Below are 19226 nucleotides of genomic sequence, written 5' to 3' on the forward strand. Positions count from 1 at the left end.
CGTCACGGTCCTTTCGTGGTGGGGACTGCGGGGTGGGGAGGGGTGGAAGCGAGTGCGGCCGACGGGGCAGTGCCGGCCGACGCGGACTGAGCGAGCTCGGCGGCGAGGCGTCGGGCGTTCTCCTGCCAGCGCGGACGGAATGCGTACACGCAGGTGAGGCGCGCTAGGGTCGCGGCCTCGTAGGCGGCGAGGGTGTCGGGGTCGATGCCCTCGCGGTCCGCGGCGCCGTCGATCTCGCCCTGGACCTCGCAGGCGTGGTCCGCGCTCCAGATCTCCTGCAGCTCGCGCCAGCGGGTGTGGGCGCGGAGGTTTCCGAGGTCCAGGGCGGGGTCGCCCCAGGTCGCGGTGTCCACGTCGAGCAGGCCGGGTGCGGCACCCTCGAGGTGGAGGATCTGCTTGTCGTGCAGGTCGCGGTGCACGAGCGCAGGTCGCGCCGGTGCAGGGGTGCCGGCGAGGGCGCGCAGGGCGGCGCCGACGGCGGCCTCGCGGCCCGCTGCCCCGTCCGGATCGACGGCGCGGGCGCGTTCGAGCCAGGTGATGAGCACCTGCGCCTCGGCGTCGGCGCCGTGGAGGTCGCCGAGCACGCTCTGCTCCTCGCGGGAGCGGGTGATCGCCTGCGACCAGGCGTCCATCACGCCGCGCCAGGCGCGCTGCCAGGTCCCGTCCTCGCGCCGGAGCGGCTCGTGGAGGGTGCGGCCGGGGAGCTCGGCGAGGATGATCGTGTCCTCGTCGGCCGCGAGCAGGGCGGGGGTGCGGAAGGGGCCGTCGAAGGGCGCCGCCGTAGCGAGGGCGTCGCGGAGTCTCGCGGCCCGGCCGGGGCGGACTATCTTCACGTACCGGGCGGGGCGCTGCCCGGGCCTGGCCGCCAGGCGCACCACGGCGCGCTTGCCCGGGCGCAGCGAGACGAGCTGTCCGTCGGGGTGCGCGGTGAGGGTGCGGGCAAGACCGGGCAGGCGCGGGTCCTCCCCCAGGCGGTGGAGGGTGAGCGCGCCGGTCGCGGGGTCGACGCGCGCGCCGCGGAGGGCGCCGGAGCCGGCGCCGCCCTCGGCCGACGGGGTTCCCTCGGAGTGCGCGCCGCCGTCGGTCGCGTGCTCGTCGGCCGCCTCTTCGTCGGCCGAGCCGCCGACGGCCCGCAGCTCGAGCGGCATGCCGCGGCCGTCGTCGGGCCAGGCCCGCTCCACGCGCCACGTCGCCCCACCGTCGCTGACCTGAGCGGGGATCCGGGTCGTCGGCGCGGTGCCCGAGGCAGGGGGTGCGACCGGTGCGGGCGCAGCAGCGCCGGCGGGCGCTGCGACACCGGCGGGGGCGGCGACACCCGACTCCGCAGCCCCGCCCGGCAGGGGCAGCCAGGCGGGCTCGCCGAGCACGGCGCCGGCGAGGTCCAGGCGCTTCTCGAGCAGCAGGGGCCAGCCCTCCTGCGCGCGGCGCATCGGGTCGACCGACGCGGCGGCGAGAGCGCGGGCGGTCCACGCCGCGAGCTCCGAGGTCTCCGGCAGCGCGCCCCCGGCGGCGACGTATCCCTCGAGAAACGCCTCGGCGAGACGCGGCCGCCCCATGACCAGGCACGACGCGAGCCAGGCACCGAGGTCCGCGCCGAGCGGTCCGGTGCCGGAGCGGTCGAGGTCGACGATGCGGATGGCGGGCTCGGCCGCGGTGCCCTCGGCGTGGGTGTCCACGAGCACCTGGTCGGGGGTGAGGTCGCCGTGGAGCAGGCCGGTGCGGGGCGCGTCGGGCAGGGCCTCGTCGAGGCGGGCGGCGAGGGTGCGCACGGCGCGGCCGCGGTGCGGGAGCAGCTCGCCGAGCAGGTCGAGGGAGTCGGGGACGGTGCGGCCCAGGCGCGCGGCCGGCAGCGCCGCCGACGGCTCCGCGCCGTGGAGGCGGGCGATCGCCGCGCCGGTCGCCCGGGCGGCGTGCGCGGCGGCGGAGTCCGTCGGCCCGAGCGCGGGGTCGGCGAGATCACCCTGACCCCAGTGGGCGCTGCGCACCGCGTGGGCGTCCGACGTGGGCCGCAGAGCCAGGGTGGGCAACTCCAGCGCGCGCCACGCCTCGGCGGCGCGCAGCAGCCGGTCCAGGGGGCGGGAGGCGATGCGGAGCACCTGCTCGGAGGCGGGGACGCCGAGGACCACGTGCTTTGCGGGGTTGTAGGAGAGGACGCGGATCCGCTGGGCACCGGCGCGGCGGGCGCGGCGCAGGGCGCGGTCCACGGAACGTCCCAGGCGCGGGTCGGCGTCCAGGCCGCCGGTGAGCAGGGTCGTGCCCGACTCCTCGCGGACCTGGAGGGGCACGTCGCGGCGGGCGGCGCGGCGCAGGGCCCCGTCGCGCTTGTCGGCGTCGGCCGTGAGCATCGCCCAGCCGACGTCAGCCGGAGTGTCCCCGCCGGGGCGGGAGCCGGGGCTACGGTGGCCGACCATGACGCTCGCGCCGGGCTTGATCCGCACCCGGGAGAGCTCCACGGAGCGACCGAGCAGCGCGGTGAGCTGCGCCGGGTCCAGGATCCGGGCGGCGCCGGGCAGGTCGGCGTGGGCGGTGAGCAGGTCCAGCGGGTCGCTGGGGGCGGTGAGAACGTGCGGGGTCATCGGGTCTCCTTGCCGTCATGGGGCCGGAAGGCGTCGGTGCCGGGTGCGGTGTGGGGCGCAGTGTCGAGCACGGCCCAGGCGTTGACCTCGGCCTCGTCGGCCGCCGGGCGCTGGGGCGCCTCGACCTCCGGCGAATCGCCCGCGCCCGCCGCCGCAGCGTCCTCCCCCGCCTCCCGCTCGGTGCTCTGGGCGAGCATCCAGCGGGCGTAGCGGGAGTCGGGGTCGGCGGCCAGCACGGCCGGGGAGCCGTCCTCGAGGATGGCGCCGTCCTCGATCCACAGCACCCGGTCCAGGCCCTGGACCATCGCGGCATCGTGCGTGATCGACAGGGTGGTGCGGCCACGGGAGAGCTCCACGATCGACTCGTTGACCTGCGCCTTCGAGGCAGGGTCGAGGCCCGTGGTGGCCTCGTCGAGCACCACCACCGGGGAGCGTCGGATGATCGCGCGGGCGATCGCGAGGCGCTGCCGCTGCCCGCCGGAGAGGGTGTCGCCGCGGTTGCCGAGCACGGTGTCGTAGCCGTCCGGCAGCGCCATGACGAAGTCGTGGGCACCGGCGCGGCGCGCGGCCTCCTCCACCTCGTCGTCGGTGGCGTCGCGTCGGCCGTAGCGGATGTTCTCCCGCACGGAGACGGAGAACAGCACCGACTCCTGGGGCAGGATCGCGACGTGGCGGCGCAGGTCCGCCAGGCGCACGGTCTGCACGTCGTAGCCGCCGACGCGCAGGATCCCGTCGTCGGGCTCGGCCAGGCGCAGCAGGTAGGAGACGAGGGTGGACTTGCCGCCGCCGGAGGGGCCGAGGATGCCCACGTGCTGCCCGGCCGGGACGTACAGGTCCAGGTCCTCGAACAGGGGGCGGCCGTGGCCGTCGCGGGAGGTGAGGCCCTTGATCTCCACGGTCCCGTCGCTCATGCGCATGGGGCGCGGATGAGGCGGGTCCTGGATCTCGACCTGCTCGTCCAGAAGGTCGGCGATCCGCTCGCCGGAGGCGGCGGCGCGGGCGATGCGGCCGGTGTACTTGGCCATGTCGCGCAGCGGCTTCATCGCGATCTTCAGGTACATCACGAACAGCACCAGGTCGCCGGGGGTCATGGTGCCGCGCAGCACCTGCAGGGAACCGGAGAGCAGCACGGCGGCCTGGGCGATGCCGACGACGAGGTCGGTGGTGCGCTCGAGCCCGGCGGAGAGCTTCTTGGCCTTCACCCCGGCCTTCATCGCCTTCTCGTTGCCGCCGGCGAACTCGGAGGCGACCGTGCCCTCCAGCCCGTAGGACTGGACCACGCGGATCGCACCGAGCGCCTCGGCGGCGGAGCCGACGAGGGCGCCCTCGCCCTTGCGGGTGGAGCGGGAGGCGGAGACGATGCCCGGCGAGGACGCGCGCGAGAGCAGCAGGTACCCGATCGCGGCGACGATGACGATCCCGGCGAGGCTCGGTTCGAGCAGCGCCATCACGACCAGGAGCGTGACCAGGGTGATCACGTTCCCGACCAGCGGCAGACCGGCGGTGACCGCCACGTCCTGCAGGCGTCCCATGTCGCCGACCAGGCGCTGGGAGGTGTCGCCGATCGAGGCGCGCTGGTGGTAGCGCAGGGACAGGGACTGGACGTGGTCGAACACGCGGGTGCGCAGCTCTGTCGCGATCCGGGCCCCGACCAGGGCGAAGGAGACGGTGGAGAGGTAGTTCGCGCCGGCGCGGCCGCCGACGATGATCAGCAGCGCGAGCGCCGAGGCGACGACGGTGCCGGTGACGTCCAGGCCGAACGGGGTGGCGTCCGGCATGGTCGCGCCGAGGGCGGAGGTGACCGCGTCGATCGCGAACTTCATCGGCCACGGCTCGAGCACCCGGAAGGCGACGTCGGCCAGCAGCGCCACCAGGCCCAGCAGGATGAGTCCGATGTGGCGGGGCAGATGCGGGCGGACCACGTGCAGGGTGCGGCGCAGCGCGGAGGGATCGAGCTTGTCCTTGTCCTTCTTCTTCCCGGACTTCTTCCCGGACTTCTTCGTGCTCGCCTTCGCCGGCTCCCGCGGGGGCTCGACGGGCGTCGGGGCGAGCTCATCGGGGCGCTGGTGCTTCGGCGGTGCCGTTGCGCGCGAGGCCAGGCCGGCGCGGGGGTTGACCCCGGCGCGGGGATGCAGGCCGGTGCGGGAGGTGCCGATGGCCATCATGCCGCCACCTGCACGAGATCCATCAGGTCGCGGCAGCGACGACGCCAGTCGTGCTCGGCGACCGCCGTCTCCCGCGCCGCGCGGCCGAGGTGCGCGCGACGGCCCGGGTCGGCGGCGAGCTCGTCGAGGGCGCTCGCGAGGGCGTCCACGTCGCCGGCCGGGACGAGCACGCCGAGCGCGCCGTCCTCGAGCATCGAAGGGATGGTGCCGATCGCCGAGGCGACGACGGGCAGCCCGGCGGCAAGGTACTCGTACACCTTCAGCGGGGAGAAGTAGTGGTCACCGGCCGGGTAGGGAGCGACCGCGATGTCCATGCCGCGCAGCGCGGCGGGCACCTCTTCCGGGGCGACGGCGCCGCGCAGGCGCACCCGGTCCGCGATGCCGAGCTCCGCGGCGAGCGCCTCGAGGCTCCCCTGCTCGGGGCCGGTGCCGACCACGTCCAGGCGCAGGTCGCCGCGGGTGCGGGCGAGCGCCCGCAGCAGCAGGTCCGTGCCGTGCCAGGGCTTCAGGGTGCCGACGAAGCCGACGGTGACCGGGCCGGCGGCGCCGTCGGCCTCGAGGCCGTCGTTCGCACGTCCGTCGGCCGCGAGTCCGTCGCTCCCGATCCCGTGGGCCGACGGGGCTCCCGCAGCGGCTCCCAGCGGGCGCGGGGTGATGCGGTCGGTATTCACGCCGTTCGGGGTGACGACCACGCGCGCTGCGACGGCGCCCTGCTGGATCGTCCACTCGGCGACGGGCGGCGAGACGCAGGAGACGACCGCGGCGGCCTCGAGCTGCCGGCGGGTCGCCTCGACCGCCCCCTCCTCGTCGTAGAGGCTGCGGTGCCGGCGCTGCTCGGTGATCAGCGGCGCGTTGACCTCGAGGATCGTCGGGATCGGGCGGGCCCCGTCGGCCGCGCCCATCCCGTCGGCCCCGCCCTCGCCCGACGGGGCGGCGAGCCGCGCGGCGACGTCGGAGAAGAGCGAGTAGCGCTCGTAGGCGAGGTCGAAGCCCTCCGCGAGGATCTCGGCGGCGATGTCGGCGGCGGCGCGGGCGACGGCGGCCTCGCGCTCAGGGCCCTTGCCCTTGGGGAGGCGGTGGCGGCGCACGTCGAGGTCCGCGAGGTCGACGGGCACGTGCTCGTCGGTGCGGGTGCAGAACACGGTGACCTGGTGGCCGTCGGCGCGCAGCGCCCGGGTGACCTCCTGGACGTGCACGGAGGCTCCCTTGGTGCCGAACACCCCGATGCCGGGGTCGAGCAGGACGTAGGCGATCCTCATGATCAGCTCCTGGTGGCGGCCGCGAGGGGCGCGGCGTCGGGGGCGGGGGTCGGGTCGGTGGCGGCCGGGTCGGCCGACGGGGCCGGATCGGCCGACGGGGCCGGGTCGGCCGACAGCGCCTGCGCGGCCGGGTCCTCTTCGGCGAGCGGCGCGTCGGCTTCGGCGAGCAGCGCATCGGCCTCGGCGAGCGGCACGTCGGACTCGACGAGGGCCCTCAGCCGGGCGGCCTGGGCCGGAGAGGAGTACTCGGCCTCGACGAGCGCCCGGGCGGCGTCGGTGAGGCGTCGGCGCTCCTCGGCGCCCGCCCCGGCGGCCTCGTCGAGGGCGGTGACCAGGGCGGCGGTGTCGTCACAGGGGATCAGCCACCCGGTCTCGCCGGTGCGGATCACCTCGGGGACGGCGGTGACGCCGGCGGCGATGCAGGGGATGCCGCTGGCCATGGCCTCGAGCAGCACGGTGGGCAGGCCGTCGGCGTTGCCGTCCTCGGCGATGACGAACGGGGCGGCGAAGAGGTCCGCCTCCTGCAGCAGGGCGCGCACCTCCTCCTGGGTGCGGGGGCCGAGCAGGGTCACCCGGTCGCCGACGCCGAGGCGGTCGATCCGCTCCTGCAGCTCCTCGCGCAGCGGGCCGTCGCCGACGATCTCGGCGGTCATCGCGGTGCCTGCATCGCGCAGGGCGGCGATCGCGTCGATGAGCTGGGCGAATCCCTTCTTCTCCACGAGCCGGCCCACGCCGAGCACGCGCGGCACCTCGGCCATCGCGGGGCGCGGCAGGTAGGGGAAGCGCTCGAGCTCGAGACCGTTGCGCACCAGGCGCAGGCGGCCGACGGCGCCCGGGAAGCGGCCGCGCAGGTGATCGAGGTTGTAGGCGGAGATGGTGATGGCGTGGTGGGCGCCGGAGAGCTTGCGCTCGAGGTCCTCGTCGCGCACGTCCTGGTGGAAGATGTCCTTCGCATGGGCGGTGAACGAGTAGGGCAGCCCCGCGATCGCGCCGGCCATCCGGGCCACGCCCGTGGCCATCGAGGCGAAGTGGGCGTGGAGGTGGGTGAGCCCGTGCTCGCGGGCGAGGCGCGCGATGGTGAGGGCCTGCTCGGCGTCGTCGGCCTCTGCCTGGACCAGCTCCGGAAGGATCTGTGCCGCACCGTCGGCGAGCTCGGGATCGGCCATGGTCGCCCGCCAGGTCTCCCACAGGCGGCGGGGGCTCGCGGAGCGGCCGACGGGGATCACCGGCGCCTGGACCCGGGCGAGCTCGGGGTGGAAGCGGGCGTCGGTCGGCGGGCGCAGCGAGAAGATGACGATCTGCTCGCCGGCGGCCTCGCGGGCGAGGATCTCCGAGACGATGAACGTCTCCGAGAAGCGGGGGTACATCTTCAGGACGTACCCGATGCGGCAGGGCCGGTCAGGGGTGAGCTTCGCGGTGGTGGGCTGGTCAGACGGCATGGCTGTGCACCTCCGGGAGGACGCGGGCGGGGACGGTGACGTCAGGGGCGGCGACGTCAGGGGCGGCGATCTCGTGCGCGGCCGACGGGTCGAGCAGACGGGCGGCCAGGCGCGGGACGACGGCGAGACCGTCCAGGTCGATGCCGCTGCGGACGGTGCGGCCGGTGACGGCACGCGCCCACCATTCGGTGATGTCCGCCGCGGTGAGCCCGGCGGCCTCCTGCGTCTCCAGCGCCCCCGCGGCGGCGAGGGCCGCAGCGCGGCGGGGCTGCTCCAGGCGGCGGCGGGCGCGGGGCACGACGAGCGCGGGGGTGGTGGTGTCCAGGACCTCGGCGACGGTGTTGTACCCGCCCATGCACACCACGGCCGCGGCCTCGGCGATCAGCTCGGGCACGTCGGGGGCGGAGCGGACCACGGTGGCGTGCCCGTCGGCGATCTCGTGGAGCTCCTCGAGGTCCGCGGTCGGCATCTGCGGGCCGGTGATCAGCAGGTGGCGGTGCCCGGGCGGCGGCGTGGCCTGCAGGGCGAGGCGGGCGAGCTCGGCGCCGTCGGAGCCGCCGCCGAGCACGGTGAGCAGGTACGGGGGCGGCGGCGCCGGGGAGGGACGGTCGCTGCGACGGGGCCGGGCGGCGGGGCGACCTGCGGAGAGGTATCCGGTGGGCTCGGCGAGGCGCGCGAGCGGTCCAGGCAGCTCCCCGGTCAGACGCGGGTCGTAGACGCGGTGGTCGCCGTAGATCCACACGGCGTCCAGGAGCTTCGCGACCCCGTCGGCCCCGCCGAGCTCCTCCCACTCACCGGCGGCGACGCGCGGGGTGTCCAGCACCTCGCGCAGGCCCAGCACGGTGCGGCAGCCGCGGGCGCGGAGCATCTCGAGCACGGGGCGCAGCTCGCCGTCGATGCCGAAGGGGTGGCGGTCGGCGATGAACAGGTCGGGGTCCAGGGCGTCGAGGGTCGCGAGGAGGGCGGCGCTGCGCAGGTCGCGCAGGGCGGCGGGATCCATGCCGAGGCGGCGCGGGATCCAGCCCTCGGGGCCGCGGGTCAGGCCCGGCAGGATCAGCCAGTCCCAGCCCTCGGGGAGGGGGTCGCGGCCGGCGTCGGGGTGGCCGGCGATGAGCAGGCCGCGCACAGGACCGCCGACGAGGGCGGGCAGGTGCTCGGCGAGCGCATGGGCCAGCGCCCGGTTGCGGCGCGCATGCCCGAGCCCGACGGAGTCGTGGGAGTACAGCGCGATCGTCGCGCCTGCCGCGCCGCGTGCACCTGGTGCTGCGTGCGCACCTGCGACGCCTCGCGTCCCCGCCGCGCTTTGCGGCCCCGCTGCGCTCCGCGTTCCCGCTGCGCTCCGCGTTCCCGCTGCGCTCCGCGTTCCCGCTGCGCCTCGCGTTCCGACCATGTCTCGGCCCTCCTGTGCTGTGCGAACACGAGGAGCCTGACGGGCGGCGGTGAGGTGGCGATGAGCCGTCGATGAGGACGTTCTCAGAGTCGGGGAGCCCCGATCAGCCCGAGTTGCGCGCTCTCACGGTCGATGCGGGCCGCGACATCGACCGTCAGCGCGCACACGTCCGTCCCCGGCCACCACGCGCGGTGAACACATGCGGGAATTCCGCGGCCATTCCGACATGTCTCCACCGCGCGCCACCGGCTATCGCGTCCGGGGGCGCACACAACGGGCCCGCACGCCACGCGCAGCGGCGGAGAGGGGCAAGGTGACAGTCACCTGCCCGCGATAGGCACCTGCCCGCTCGCACCCACCGGCTCCGCGGCGGGAGCCTCGTCGGCCGACGGGACCTCCCCTCGCCCGAGCGAGCGCAGCTCCCAGCCGGCGTCCCTCCACGCCACAGGATCCAGGACCGTACGGCCGTCGATCATGCGGGGCGCGGCGACGCGGGCGCGGGTGCGGACCGGGTCGAAGTCGCGGTACTCGCGCCACTCGGTCAGCAGCACCACGAGCTCGGCGCCGGCGAGAGCGGCATCGGTGTCGGGCTCGCCGTGAAGGCCCGGCACGCGCCTGGCGGCGTTGGCGAGCGCCGCGGGATCGGTGACGGTCACGTGCGCCCCGGCGGACATGAGCCGGGCGGTGACCTCGAGTGCCGGGGAGTCGCGCACGTCGTCGCTGTCGGGCTTGAACGCGGCGCCGAGCACGGTGATCCGTCGGCCGCGCAGGTCGCCGAGCATCTCGCGGGCGAGCTCCACGACGCGCTGGCGCCGGCGCTGGTTGACGGCGTCGACCTCGCGGAGGAACCCGAGGGCCTCGCCCACGCCGGCGTCCTCGGCGCTGGCGATGAAGGCGCGGATGTCCTTGGGGAGGCAGCCGCCGCCGAAGCCGACGCCGGCGCGCAGGAACTTCCTCCCGATGCGGTCGTCCATGCCGATCGCGGCGGCGACCTCGGTGACGTCCCCGCCGAGCGCCTCGCATATCTCGGCGATCGCGTTGATGAAGGAGATCTTGGTGGCCAGGAACGCGTTGGCGGAGACCTTCACGAGCTCCGCGGTCTCCAGGCCCATGACCAGGCGCGGCGTCCCGGCCGCGAGCAGCGGCGCGTACACGGCATCCAGGAGCGCGACCTGCGCGTCGGCCGACGCGGCGCCGGGCTCGGCGACGCCGTAGACGAGCCGATCGGGGGTGAGGGTGTCCTTGACCGCGAAGCCCTCGCGCAGGAACTCGGGGTTCCACATGAGGTCGGTGCCGGGCAGGTGCGCGAGGCGACCGGCGAGGGTGCGGGCTGTACCGGCGGGGACGGTGGACTTGCCGACCACCAGGGTCGGGGCGCCGCCGCGGGTCGCGATGACACCGGCGAGGGAGGTGACGGCGGCCTCGAGGTAGGTGAGGTCGGCCCCGAAGCCGTCGGCGCGCTGCGGGGTGCCGAGGCCCAGGAAGTGCACCTCGGCATCGGCGAGCTCCGCGTAGTCGGTGGTGAAGCGGAGGCGTCCTGCCTCAAGGCCCCGCTGGAGGATCTCCTCGAAGTCGGGCTCGTGGAAGGGCGCGCGCCCGGCCTGCAGGGACACGACACGCGCGGCATCGACGTCCAGCCCGATCACGTCGTGGCCCAGCTCGGCCATCGCGGCGGCATGCACCGCGCCGAGGTATCCGACTCCTATCACCGAGATGCGCATGCGCCTGGCTTCCTCCCATGGGGCGTGTCCCCGGGGCCGACGGGCCGGACCCGGGCAATGCTCCCTCACGGTGACAGGCACGGGTGTCCTCGAGGTGTCGGCCCGGTGGAGCCCGGCGGGCGGGCGGGGGACGAGTTGCGGGGCGCGAGGAGCGGCCGACGGGGCTCGGGTGCCGGCCGACGGGGCCCGGGCCTGCCGACGGGGCGCGGGGTCGGCCGACGGGGCGGCCGGGTCGCCCGCGGGAACGCCCCGGCCCCGCCTGCGCCGGGAGCGAAACCCTCCCCCGCCCCCTGGCCGCCCCACGCCCCGGCCCGTACAGTTTTCAATGACTTCGTCGCCGGGAGCCCCGGCATCCGTTCCCCCTGGAGGACCCCATGACCCAGGCCCCGACCGATCCGACCCAGGCCGCGCCGCTGATCACCGTGGACGTGTGGACCGACGTGGTCTGCCCCTGGTGCTACATCGGCGAGTCCCGCCTGCACGACGCGATCGAGGCCGAGGGCCTGACCGGGCAGGTCCACCTGCGCGCCCACTCCTTCGAGCTGGACCCCACCTCCCCCGTCACCCCGGACCAGGACAACATCGAGCACCTCGTGCGGGCCAAGGGCCTGGACGCCGACCAGGTGCGCCAGATGGAGTCCCAGATCAAGGAGATGGCCGCGGAGATCGGTCGCGAGTACGTCACCGACCGCCCGATGGCGAACACCCGCGGCGTGCACCGCGTGATGCAGGCGCTGTCCGAGGCGAAGGGCGCCGACGCCGCCACCGAGTTCTTCATGCAGCTCCAGCGCGGCTACTTCACCGGCGCGCTGGATCCCTTCGATGCCGACGTGGTCGTCACCCGCGCCGTCGAGGCGGGCCTTGCCGAGGAGACCGCGCGCGCCGCCCACGAGGGCCGCTCGCACGACGACAAGGTCGACGCCGAGGTGCGCGAGGCCGCGTCGATGGGCGCCCGCGGCGTGCCGTTCTTCCTGTTCAACGACAAGTACACCGCCCCCGGCGCGCTGCCGATGGACGCCTTCCGCCAGGCCCTGCGCCAGATCGCCGACGAAGCCCGCGCCGAGCGCGGCGAGTCCGCGGGCGCGGGCGCGAAGGGCACCGAGGGCGAGCAGGCATGAGCGACCCGCAGGCGGTGAGCGACGCGCAGAGCAGCACCGCGGCCCCCGCGAGCCGCGCCGCCACGGAGGGGGCCCCGTCGGCCGAGCCGGCCGGTGCCCCCGCGCCCGAGGTCGACGCGGCCTCCCAGGCCGGCGAGGCGACGGCCCCACAGACCCTCTCCTCCCTCTCCTCACTGCTGGGCGGCTCCTTCGCTGGCGGCCAGGCCTGCGCGGCCGACGGCACCTGCGACTGAGCAGCCCCACCTCCGCATTCACCGCAGGACCCCTTCGCCCCTCCCCCACCGGGAGCGGGCCGAGGGGTTCCGTCGTCGGACCCCCGAAACCCTGCCCGACGTGGCCTGCCCCACTCGCCATGACTTAATGGTTGAAGCTTCTATCAGTTCGGCGCATGATGGATCCATCGCCCGCCGATCCGAAAGGCACGCCATGACCGCCTCGCCCCTGACCTCCCCCGCCAGCCCCTCCGCTCCTGGCACCGCTGCGTCCTCGAGCACCGCGCCGGTCGCCGCCCGCACCGTCGACGAGCAGCACTTCACCGCGGACCTCGCGATGGACGCGGTCACCCTGCGCGTCGGCGATCTCGAGCTCATGAGCTCCTACTACGAGAACGCGCTGGCTCTGCAGCCCATCGAGGAGCAGGCCCGTGTGGGCGGCGAGGTCCACCGCGTGCTCGGCCGTGGCAACGTGCCCTTCGTCCGCCTGATCGCGACCCCGGGCCTGCCCGGCGTCGACCCCCGCCAGGCCGGCCTGTTCCACACCGCCTTCCTCTTCGAAGACCAGGCCTCCCTCGCCGGCACCGTGCTGCGCGCCGCGCAGGATCCGCGCTCCCGCTTCGCCGGCACCGGCGACCACCTGGTCTCCGAGGCCTTCTACTTCACCGACCCCGAGGGCAACGGCATCGAGCTGTACTGGGACCGTCCCCGCGACCAGTGGCAGTGGACCAACGGCGAGGTCGCGATGGACACCCTGTTCATCGACCCCAACGCCTACCTCTCCCAGCACCTGACCGAGGAAGTCGCCTCGAACCCCGGCATGCGCCCGGGCATCGTCGGCCACGTGCACCTGCAGGTCGGCGACGTCGAGACCGCCCGCCGCTTCTACATCGACACCCTCGGCTTCGAGACCACCGTGGGCAGCCACCCCGGCGCGCTGTTCGCGGCGGCCGGCGGCTACCACCACCACGTCGCGATGAACACCTGGAACAGCCGCGGCGCCGGCCCCCGCGCCGCCGCGCTGGGCCTGGCCGACGTCGCCATCACGGTCCCCGGCCGTGAGGACCTCGACGCCCTCACCGCGCGCCTGAAGAAGGCCGGCCTCTCCTACGCCGACGAGGGCCGCTCGGTGAACGTCAACGATCCGTGGGGCACCCCGGTCACCGTCTCCCTGCCGGGCACCAGCACCGAGGAGCTCCTCGCGCGCTGAGCGCAGCAGGCCCTGGGGCAAGAGCCCCCGGGACGGACCAAGGGCGGTGAGCTGTGCTCACCGCCCTTTCTGCCGAGTCCGCTCTCCCCTGCCGACCCGGGGTCCATCAGGCCTCGACCCCGGTTCCCCGGGGGAGGCGATACAGCAACAGTAGGGCTGTCTCGCGGGCCCGGAACGGGACCTGGGTCCCGAGTTCCGGCGCACTCCCGCACCCGTTCTCACAGCCGGGCCCTCACAGCCGGGCGCTGATCTCCTCGGGCACCTCGGCGTCCTCCTCCATGAGCCAGGCGCCGGAGTCGTCGGCGGCGATGCGGGTGGCACTGCCGTCGGTCGCGATCACCCACAGCACGTCGGCGTCGGTCTGCCAGAGCAGGGAGGGCAGGGCATCGCGGGTGTAGAGGAAGTCGTCGGCCCAGAAGTCTTCACCTTCGGCGTCGCGCAGCATCACGCCGACGGAGTCGCCGGCGGCATCGAGCACCGCGGAGACCTCGCCGGAGGGGGCGGGGACCTCGACGCCGAGCTCGTTGACCGGGGTGGGATCCGGGGTCTCGGGCGTCTCGGGCTCGGACTCGCCCGTGCAGCCGGCGAGCATCGCGGCGGCCGACGGGCCCAGCGTGAGCGCGGCGACGGCGAGCTCGCGGCGCGTCAGTCGCGGGCGGCCGCCGCCCGTGCTCTCGGCGCCGCCGGCGCCGCGCCTCCGGAGCCCCCTCATCCCTGCGCTCCCCCGCCGGGCCCGGGAGGCGCGGCAGCCTCGTCGGCCGCGGCGATCCCCGGCGCGACGGCCTCGTCCGGCGCCGCAGCCTGCGCAAGCGCCGCAGTCTCGCCCGGCGCCGCAGCCTGCGCGAGGGCTGCGGCCTGCGCGAGGACCGCGGCGCGGGCGTCCGGGTCGGCGGCGACGTCGCGGATCACCCAGGCCATGGCGACCGCCGCATCGTCCATGAACCGGTAGCCCTCGGGCGAGGCGGCGTGGGCGGCGAACTCGCGGGTGTGCAGGGCGCCGCCGGCGCCGGTGATGCCGACGAATGGGTGCAGGCCGGGCACGCGCTGGGACACGTTGCCCATGTCGGTGGAGGCGGCGAAGGCGCCGAGGGAGCCGGCGAGCGGCCTGCCGAGCTCGGCCATGGCCGCGTTCCAGGCCCGGCCGAGGGTCTCGTCCTGCAGGAGAGGCTCGTAGGTCGGCTCGCTCGCGACGATCTCGAGGGTGGTGCCGGTGGCGTGGGCGGCGCCCTCGAAGCAGGCGACGAGCCGCCGGCGCAGCTCCTCGAACTCCGGCAGGGTCAGCGCCCGGCACTCGAAGTCGACGACGGCCTGCTCGGGGACGATGTTGGTGACCCCGGACTGCTGCGGGACGAGCGCGAGGCGCTGGCCGTCCTTCAGGCGCTGGCGCAGCAGACCGGCGCCGACCTGGGCGATCACGGCGGCGTCGTTGGCGTTGATCCCGTCGGCCGGATTGGCGGCGGCGTGCGCGCCGCGACCGGTGAAGGTCGCGCGCCAGCGGCCGACGGCCTGACTGGTCGAACCGAGCACGTCGTAGGTGTCGGTATGCGTCGTGGGGTGGGCCATGAGGGACAGGTGCACGCCCTCGAAGACGCCGCGCTCGATGAGCAGCTGCTTGCCGCCGCCGTGCTCCTCGGCGGGGGTGCCGATGACCTGCAGGGTCACGTCCAGCGCGTCGACGTGCTCGGCGAGCGCGAGGGCGGCACCGAGGGAGGAGCCGGCGATGAGGTTGTGGCCGCAGCCGTGGCCGATCCCGGGCAGGGCGTCGTACTCGACGCACAGCGAGGCGACCAGGGAGCCGGTGCCGAGGGTGGCGCGGAAGGCGGTGGGCAGCTCGGCGATCCCGCGCTCCACGGTGAAGCCGGCGTCCTCCAGCAGGTCGGCGCAGCGGTCGTGGGCGCGATGCTCCTCGAAGGCCGTCTCCGGGTCCGCGTGCAGGGCGCGGGAGAGGGTGTGGATCTGCTCGCGCCGGGCGGCGTAGGCCTCGGCGAACACGGCATGCGGCGCAGCGGCGGTGCTGGCGGAGGTGTCGTTGCTGGCGGGGGTGTCGTTGCTGGCGGGGGTGTCGGCGGTCACGGGGGCGATCCTCCCACGCCTTCCTCGGCGGGACCTGGCCTTTCGCCGAGAAGCGCCGTACTCCCTGCCGCGCGCTCTGCCTTACTCGCTGATGCGCAGCAGCGGCGGGACCAGGCGCGTGCCCGTCCCGGCGCGGTAGAGCCGGGCGGGGCGGCCGCCGGTCGGGGCGGCGTGGCGGTCCAGCTCCACGAGGAAGCCCTCGGTGCGGGTGGCCTTGCGGTGGAAGTTGCCGGCGTCCAGCGGGCGGCCCCACACGCTCTCGTACACCCCGCGCAGCTGAGAGACGGTGAACTCCCCGGGCAGGAAGGTGACCGCGAGGGTCGTGTACTCGAGCTTGGAACGGGCCCGCTCGATCGCGACCTCGAGCACGGCGGCGTGGTCGAAGGCGAGGGTGACATCGGCGAGGTCCGCCAGCGACCACCAGCGGGCGTCGGCCACGTCCTCGCCGCGCTCGGGGTCGGGCAGGTCCGCGCCGAGGGCCATGAACGCCACCGACACGACGTGCCCGCGGGGGTCGCGGCCGGGGGTGCCGAAGGTGCGCACCTGCTCGAGGTGCACGGCGCCGGAGCCGAGCGAGGCCTCGTCGGCCAGCACCCGGTAGGCAGCACCGTCGAGATCCTCACCGTGGCGGACGAAGCCGCCGGGCAGCGCCCAGGCGCCGCGGTGGGGCTCGTCCTCGCGCTGGATGAGCAGCACGCTGAGCGCACCGTCCCGCAGGGTCAGGACGATGAGGTCGACGGCGACGCGGATCTCGGGTGCGGTGCTGTCTGACGCGGTGCTCTCGGACGCTGAGGCTTGCATGTGTCCACGATAGACAGAGTTATGGTCACTTTGACACCAATAGGCGGGGTGACTCACAAGTAACGACCGAGCGCTCGCCCCGGCCGCCGTCGCGGCGGGACTCCGGTACCGCGCCTCACGACCTCAGCTCAGCCAGCGGTCCCACTTCTCGGCGCGGTGCTCGGCCTCGACCAGGCGCACGGTCCCTGAGTGCGAGCGCATGACGATCGACTGGGTGACGATGCGGTCGCCGCGGAAGCGGACCCCGTGCAGCAGGTCGCCCTCGGTGATGCCGGTGGCAGCGAAGTAGCAGTTGTCGGAGGTGACCAGGTCGTTGGTGGTGAGCACGCGGTCCAGCTCGTGGCCGGCGTCGATGGCCTTCTGCTTCTCGTCGTCGTCCGTGGGGGCCAGGCGCCCCTGGATCATGCCGCCGGTGGCCTTGACGGCGCAGGCGGCGATGATGCCCTCGGGGGTGCCGCCGGTGCCCAGCAGCATGTCGACCCCGGCGCCGCGGGCCGCGGCGATGGCGCCGGCGACGTCGCCGTCCATGATGAACTTGACGCGCGCGCCGGCGTCGCGGATCTCCTGCACCAGCGGCTCATGGCGGGGACGCTCGAGCACGCACACGGTGACCTGGGAGACGGGCTTGCCGAGCGCCTTGGCGACCAGGTGGATGTTCTGCTTGATCGGCAGGCGCAGGTCCACGAACTCCGCGGCCTCGGGCCCGACCACCATCTTCTCCATGTAGAACACGGCCGAAGGGTCGTACATGCTGCCCTTCTCGGCGACCGCGAACACGGCGAGGGCGTTGTTGTAGCCCATGGCGGTCAGGCGGGTGCCGTCGATCGGGTCGACCGCGACGTCCACGTCCGGGCCGGTGCCGTCGCCGACGGCCTCGCCGTTGAACAGCATCGGGGCCTCGTCCTTCTCACCCTCGCCGATGACGACGGTGCCGTTCATGCGCACGGTGTCCATGAAGGAGCGCATCGCGTCGACCGCGGCGCCGTCGGCCCGGTTCTTGTCCCCCGCGCCCACCCAGCGGGCGCCGGCGATGGCGGCGGCCTCGGTGACGCGCACCAGTTCGAGGGCGAGGTTGCGATCAGGGGCGGTGGTGGTGGTGGCGTCCGACGTGGGCATGGAGGTGTCTCCCTCGACTCGAGAACTGGGCGGCACTGGGGCCCCCGACCCGCCTGGGCGACAGGCCGATCGGTGCCTGACGTGCACCTGCGAGCCTACCGGCCGCCCCGTCGGCCCGGAGGGACTCCCGGCGGATCGTCGCCGGGTCGTCACCGTCGGGTCGCCAGGCCGTCACCTGGGGGCGGCAATGCGATGCGAGCAATGGTCAGGAACGCAGCCACAACCAGCAGTTGTGGCGACGGCTCTCGCCACACCACTCGCCGCCGACACTCCGCCGGCACCCCTCCGACCCCGGCGGGCATAGGCTTTCCCCGGCACAGCCGCCCCTGCTCCCCCGCGATCCGAGGTCACCATGAAGCAGTTCACCATGCCGCACACCGACATCACCGCCCCGAACGTGGTGCTCGGCCTGATGCGCATCGCCGAGAAGTCCGACGAGGAGATCCGCACCCTCGTGGGTGCCGCGCGCGACGCGGGCATCGACTTCTTCGACCACGCCGACATCTACGGTTGCGAGGTGCACCTGTGCGAGAGGCGGTTCGCGGAGGCGCTGCAGCTGAGCCCCTCCGAGCGCGAGCAGGTGACCATCCAGTCCAAGGCCGGGATCGTCACCGACGGCCCCTATTTCGACTACTCCCGCGAGCACATCGTCGCCGCGGCCGAGGGCTCGCTGCGCGCGCTGGGCACCGACTACCTCGACATCCTGCTGCTGCACCGCCCCGATGCGCTGGTGGAGCCCGAGGAGGTCGCCGCCGCGTTCGACGAGCTGCACGCGGCCGGGAAGGTGCGCCACTTCGGCGTCTCCAACCACACCCCGCGCCAGATCGATCTGCTCGCGAAGCACGTGAACCAGCCGATCGTCGCCAACCAGCTGCAGCTGTCGATCACGCACTCGACGATCATCGCCCAGGGCGTCGCGTCGAACATGCAATCCACCGAGCAGTCGCTCGTGCGCGACGGCGGCGGGATCCTGGACTACTGCCGCCTGCACGACATCACGGTGCAGGCCTGGTCCCCGTTCCAGGCCCGCTTCTTCGACGGCGTGTTCCTCGGACACCCGGAGTACGCGGAGCTGAACACCGTGATCGACCGGCTCGCGGCGAAGTACGAGGTAGCTCCCGAGGCGATCGCGACCGCCTGGATCACCCGCCACCCCGCACAGATGCAGGTCGTGCTCGGCACCACCACCCCGCAGCGCGTCGCCGATGCGGCCGCCGGCTCCGAGATCCCGCTGACGCGACCGGAGTGGTACGAGCTGTTCCGCGCCGCCGGCTGGATCGTGCCCTGATCCCGCGCCGACCCGGCGCTGATCGCGCCCTGACCCGGCCCTGACCCGGCGCTGGCGCTGCCCGGACCCCGCTGCGAGTGTGGAGGGGTCCCGCATGCGTATGTGACCCGGATCCCGCAGAGGATCTGCGGCTCCGCACGGCTCCTGAAGGGCTCCGCCGTCTGCGACCCCCGCCACGGCCGCGCGGCCCGCACCTGCCTGCCGTCGACCTCGGCGCTCCGGGATCGGAGCGCTCGGAGGGGCGGCGCGCTGACGCGCGGCAGGTCCCTCGATCGGCGGCTTCGACGAGCACACCATCGGCGCGGACCTCAAGCTGACCTGGCGGGTGCACCGCGCCGGCCGGCAGGTCCGCTTCGCACCCCGCGCCCTGGTGATGGCCGAGTCGCCCTCGACGCTGCTGGGGCTGTGGAAGCAGCTCGTGCGCTGGGCCCGCGGCCTGCTGCAGACCACGCTGAAGCATCGCGAAGCGGTCGGCGACCCGCGCCGCGGCATGTTCGGCCTGTACCTGGCGTTCAACACCCTGACCATGATCATCATGCCCCGGCTGCAGCTGCTGCTGGCCCTGCTGCCCGTCCTCGCGCTCGGCGGCGAGAACCACCTTTCCACCGGCTTCTGGGCATTGCTGGGCTGGCTGGGGCTGGTGCTGACACTCGTGATCGCGCGCGCCGCCCCGCGGCATGGAACGAGGTCGAGCGCACGGGCGTGGTCGGCCTCGCCCGGCCCGGCGAGCCCGTCGGCGTGTTCCCCGCAGGGACCGCGAGCGTCGGCGAGCTCGATGCCGAGGGGCTCACCACCGACTCCCTGCGCTCCGAAACCCGGACGCCGGTGACCGCATGACCATCCCCTCCCCCCGCACCG

At 74.6% G+C, this 19226-nt stretch carries 15 protein-coding genes; 5 read left to right on the forward strand and 10 right to left on the reverse strand.

What is annotated here, in order from left to right:
• Positions 1-2 precede the first annotated feature (2 nt).
• The 6 genes from HNR70_RS13295 to HNR70_RS13320 form a co-directional block, all read right to left on the reverse strand.
• Entirely contained in the window at positions 3-2576 is a 2574-nt protein-coding gene (locus tag HNR70_RS13295; protein WP_184326079.1) for an aminoglycoside phosphotransferase family protein, read from the reverse strand.
• Positions 2573-4741 (reverse strand): ABC transporter ATP-binding protein, encoded by a 2169-nt coding sequence (locus tag HNR70_RS13300; RefSeq protein ID WP_246375227.1) that lies wholly within the window; start codon positions 4739-4741, stop codon positions 2573-2575. The genes HNR70_RS13295 and HNR70_RS13300 overlap by 4 nt, the downstream gene beginning before the upstream one ends.
• Positions 4738-6000: a glycosyltransferase family 4 protein gene (locus tag HNR70_RS13305; RefSeq protein WP_184326080.1), complete on the reverse strand. Its 1263-nt coding sequence runs from the start codon at positions 5998-6000 to the stop codon at positions 4738-4740. Before HNR70_RS13305 ends, HNR70_RS13300 begins: the two co-directional genes overlap by 4 nt.
• A 2-nt stretch (positions 6001-6002) precedes the next feature.
• Positions 6003-7439, reverse strand: a complete 1437-nt coding sequence (locus tag HNR70_RS13310) for a glycosyltransferase family 4 protein (RefSeq protein ID WP_184326081.1) — start codon at positions 7437-7439, stop codon at positions 6003-6005.
• Positions 7429-8565 (reverse strand): glycosyltransferase family protein, encoded by a 1137-nt coding sequence (locus HNR70_RS13315; protein WP_312857674.1) that lies wholly within the window; start codon positions 8563-8565, stop codon positions 7429-7431. Before HNR70_RS13315 ends, HNR70_RS13310 begins: the two co-directional genes overlap by 11 nt.
• A gap of 584 nt (positions 8566-9149) precedes the next feature.
• On the reverse strand, positions 9150-10550 hold the full coding sequence (locus HNR70_RS13320; RefSeq protein ID WP_184326083.1) for a UDP-glucose dehydrogenase family protein: 1401 nt from the start codon (positions 10548-10550) through the stop codon (positions 9150-9152).
• Positions 10551-10924: 374 nt separating this feature from the next.
• Between HNR70_RS13320 and HNR70_RS13325 the strand changes: the two genes are divergently transcribed.
• The 3 genes from HNR70_RS13325 (at position 10925) to HNR70_RS13335 (ending at position 13090) form a co-directional block, all read left to right on the forward strand.
• Positions 10925-11668 (forward strand): DsbA family oxidoreductase, encoded by a 744-nt coding sequence (locus HNR70_RS13325; protein ID WP_184326084.1) that lies wholly within the window; start codon positions 10925-10927, stop codon positions 11666-11668.
• Complete coding sequence (locus tag HNR70_RS13330; RefSeq protein ID WP_184326085.1) at positions 11665-11901, forward strand: hypothetical protein; 237 nt, start codon at positions 11665-11667, stop codon at positions 11899-11901. The genes HNR70_RS13325 and HNR70_RS13330 overlap by 4 nt, the downstream gene beginning before the upstream one ends.
• 193 nt (positions 11902-12094) lie before the next feature.
• On the forward strand, positions 12095-13090 hold the full coding sequence (locus HNR70_RS13335) for a VOC family protein (RefSeq protein WP_184326086.1): 996 nt from the start codon (positions 12095-12097) through the stop codon (positions 13088-13090).
• Between the two features lie 232 nt (positions 13091-13322).
• Here the strand turns inward: HNR70_RS13335 and HNR70_RS13340 are convergent, their stop codons facing one another.
• The 4 genes from HNR70_RS13340 to glpX all read right to left on the reverse strand — a co-directional run bounded on the left by HNR70_RS13340 (position 13323) and on the right by glpX (position 17080).
• A complete protein-coding gene (locus HNR70_RS13340; protein WP_184326087.1) occupies positions 13323-13802 on the reverse strand; it encodes a hypothetical protein in 480 nt (159 codons plus the stop codon).
• Complete coding sequence (locus HNR70_RS13345) at positions 13799-15163, reverse strand: M20 family metallopeptidase (protein WP_312857675.1); 1365 nt, start codon at positions 15161-15163, stop codon at positions 13799-13801. The genes HNR70_RS13340 and HNR70_RS13345 overlap by 4 nt, the downstream gene beginning before the upstream one ends.
• An 81-nt stretch (positions 15164-15244) precedes the next feature.
• Positions 15245-15964 (reverse strand): NUDIX hydrolase, encoded by a 720-nt coding sequence (locus HNR70_RS13350; protein ID WP_184326088.1) that lies wholly within the window; start codon positions 15962-15964, stop codon positions 15245-15247.
• A gap of 123 nt (positions 15965-16087) precedes the next feature.
• Positions 16088-17080 (reverse strand): class II fructose-bisphosphatase, encoded by a 993-nt coding sequence (glpX, locus tag HNR70_RS13355; protein WP_184326089.1) that lies wholly within the window; start codon positions 17078-17080, stop codon positions 16088-16090.
• 352 nt (positions 17081-17432) lie between these two features.
• On the opposite strand from glpX, the gene HNR70_RS13360 reads away from it, so the two are divergent.
• Together HNR70_RS13360 and HNR70_RS13365 are read left to right on the forward strand one after the other, a co-directional pair.
• Positions 17433-18368, forward strand: a complete 936-nt coding sequence (locus HNR70_RS13360) for an aldo/keto reductase (RefSeq protein ID WP_184326090.1) — start codon at positions 17433-17435, stop codon at positions 18366-18368.
• 325 nt (positions 18369-18693) lie between these two features.
• On the forward strand, positions 18694-19197 hold the full coding sequence (locus tag HNR70_RS13365; RefSeq protein WP_376768826.1) for a glycosyltransferase family 2 protein: 504 nt from the start codon (positions 18694-18696) through the stop codon (positions 19195-19197).
• Positions 19198-19226 lie beyond the last annotated feature (29 nt).

It is taken from the genome of Brachybacterium aquaticum (assembly GCF_014204755.1).
GTDB classification, from domain to species: domain Bacteria; phylum Actinomycetota; class Actinomycetes; order Actinomycetales; family Dermabacteraceae; genus Brachybacterium; species Brachybacterium aquaticum.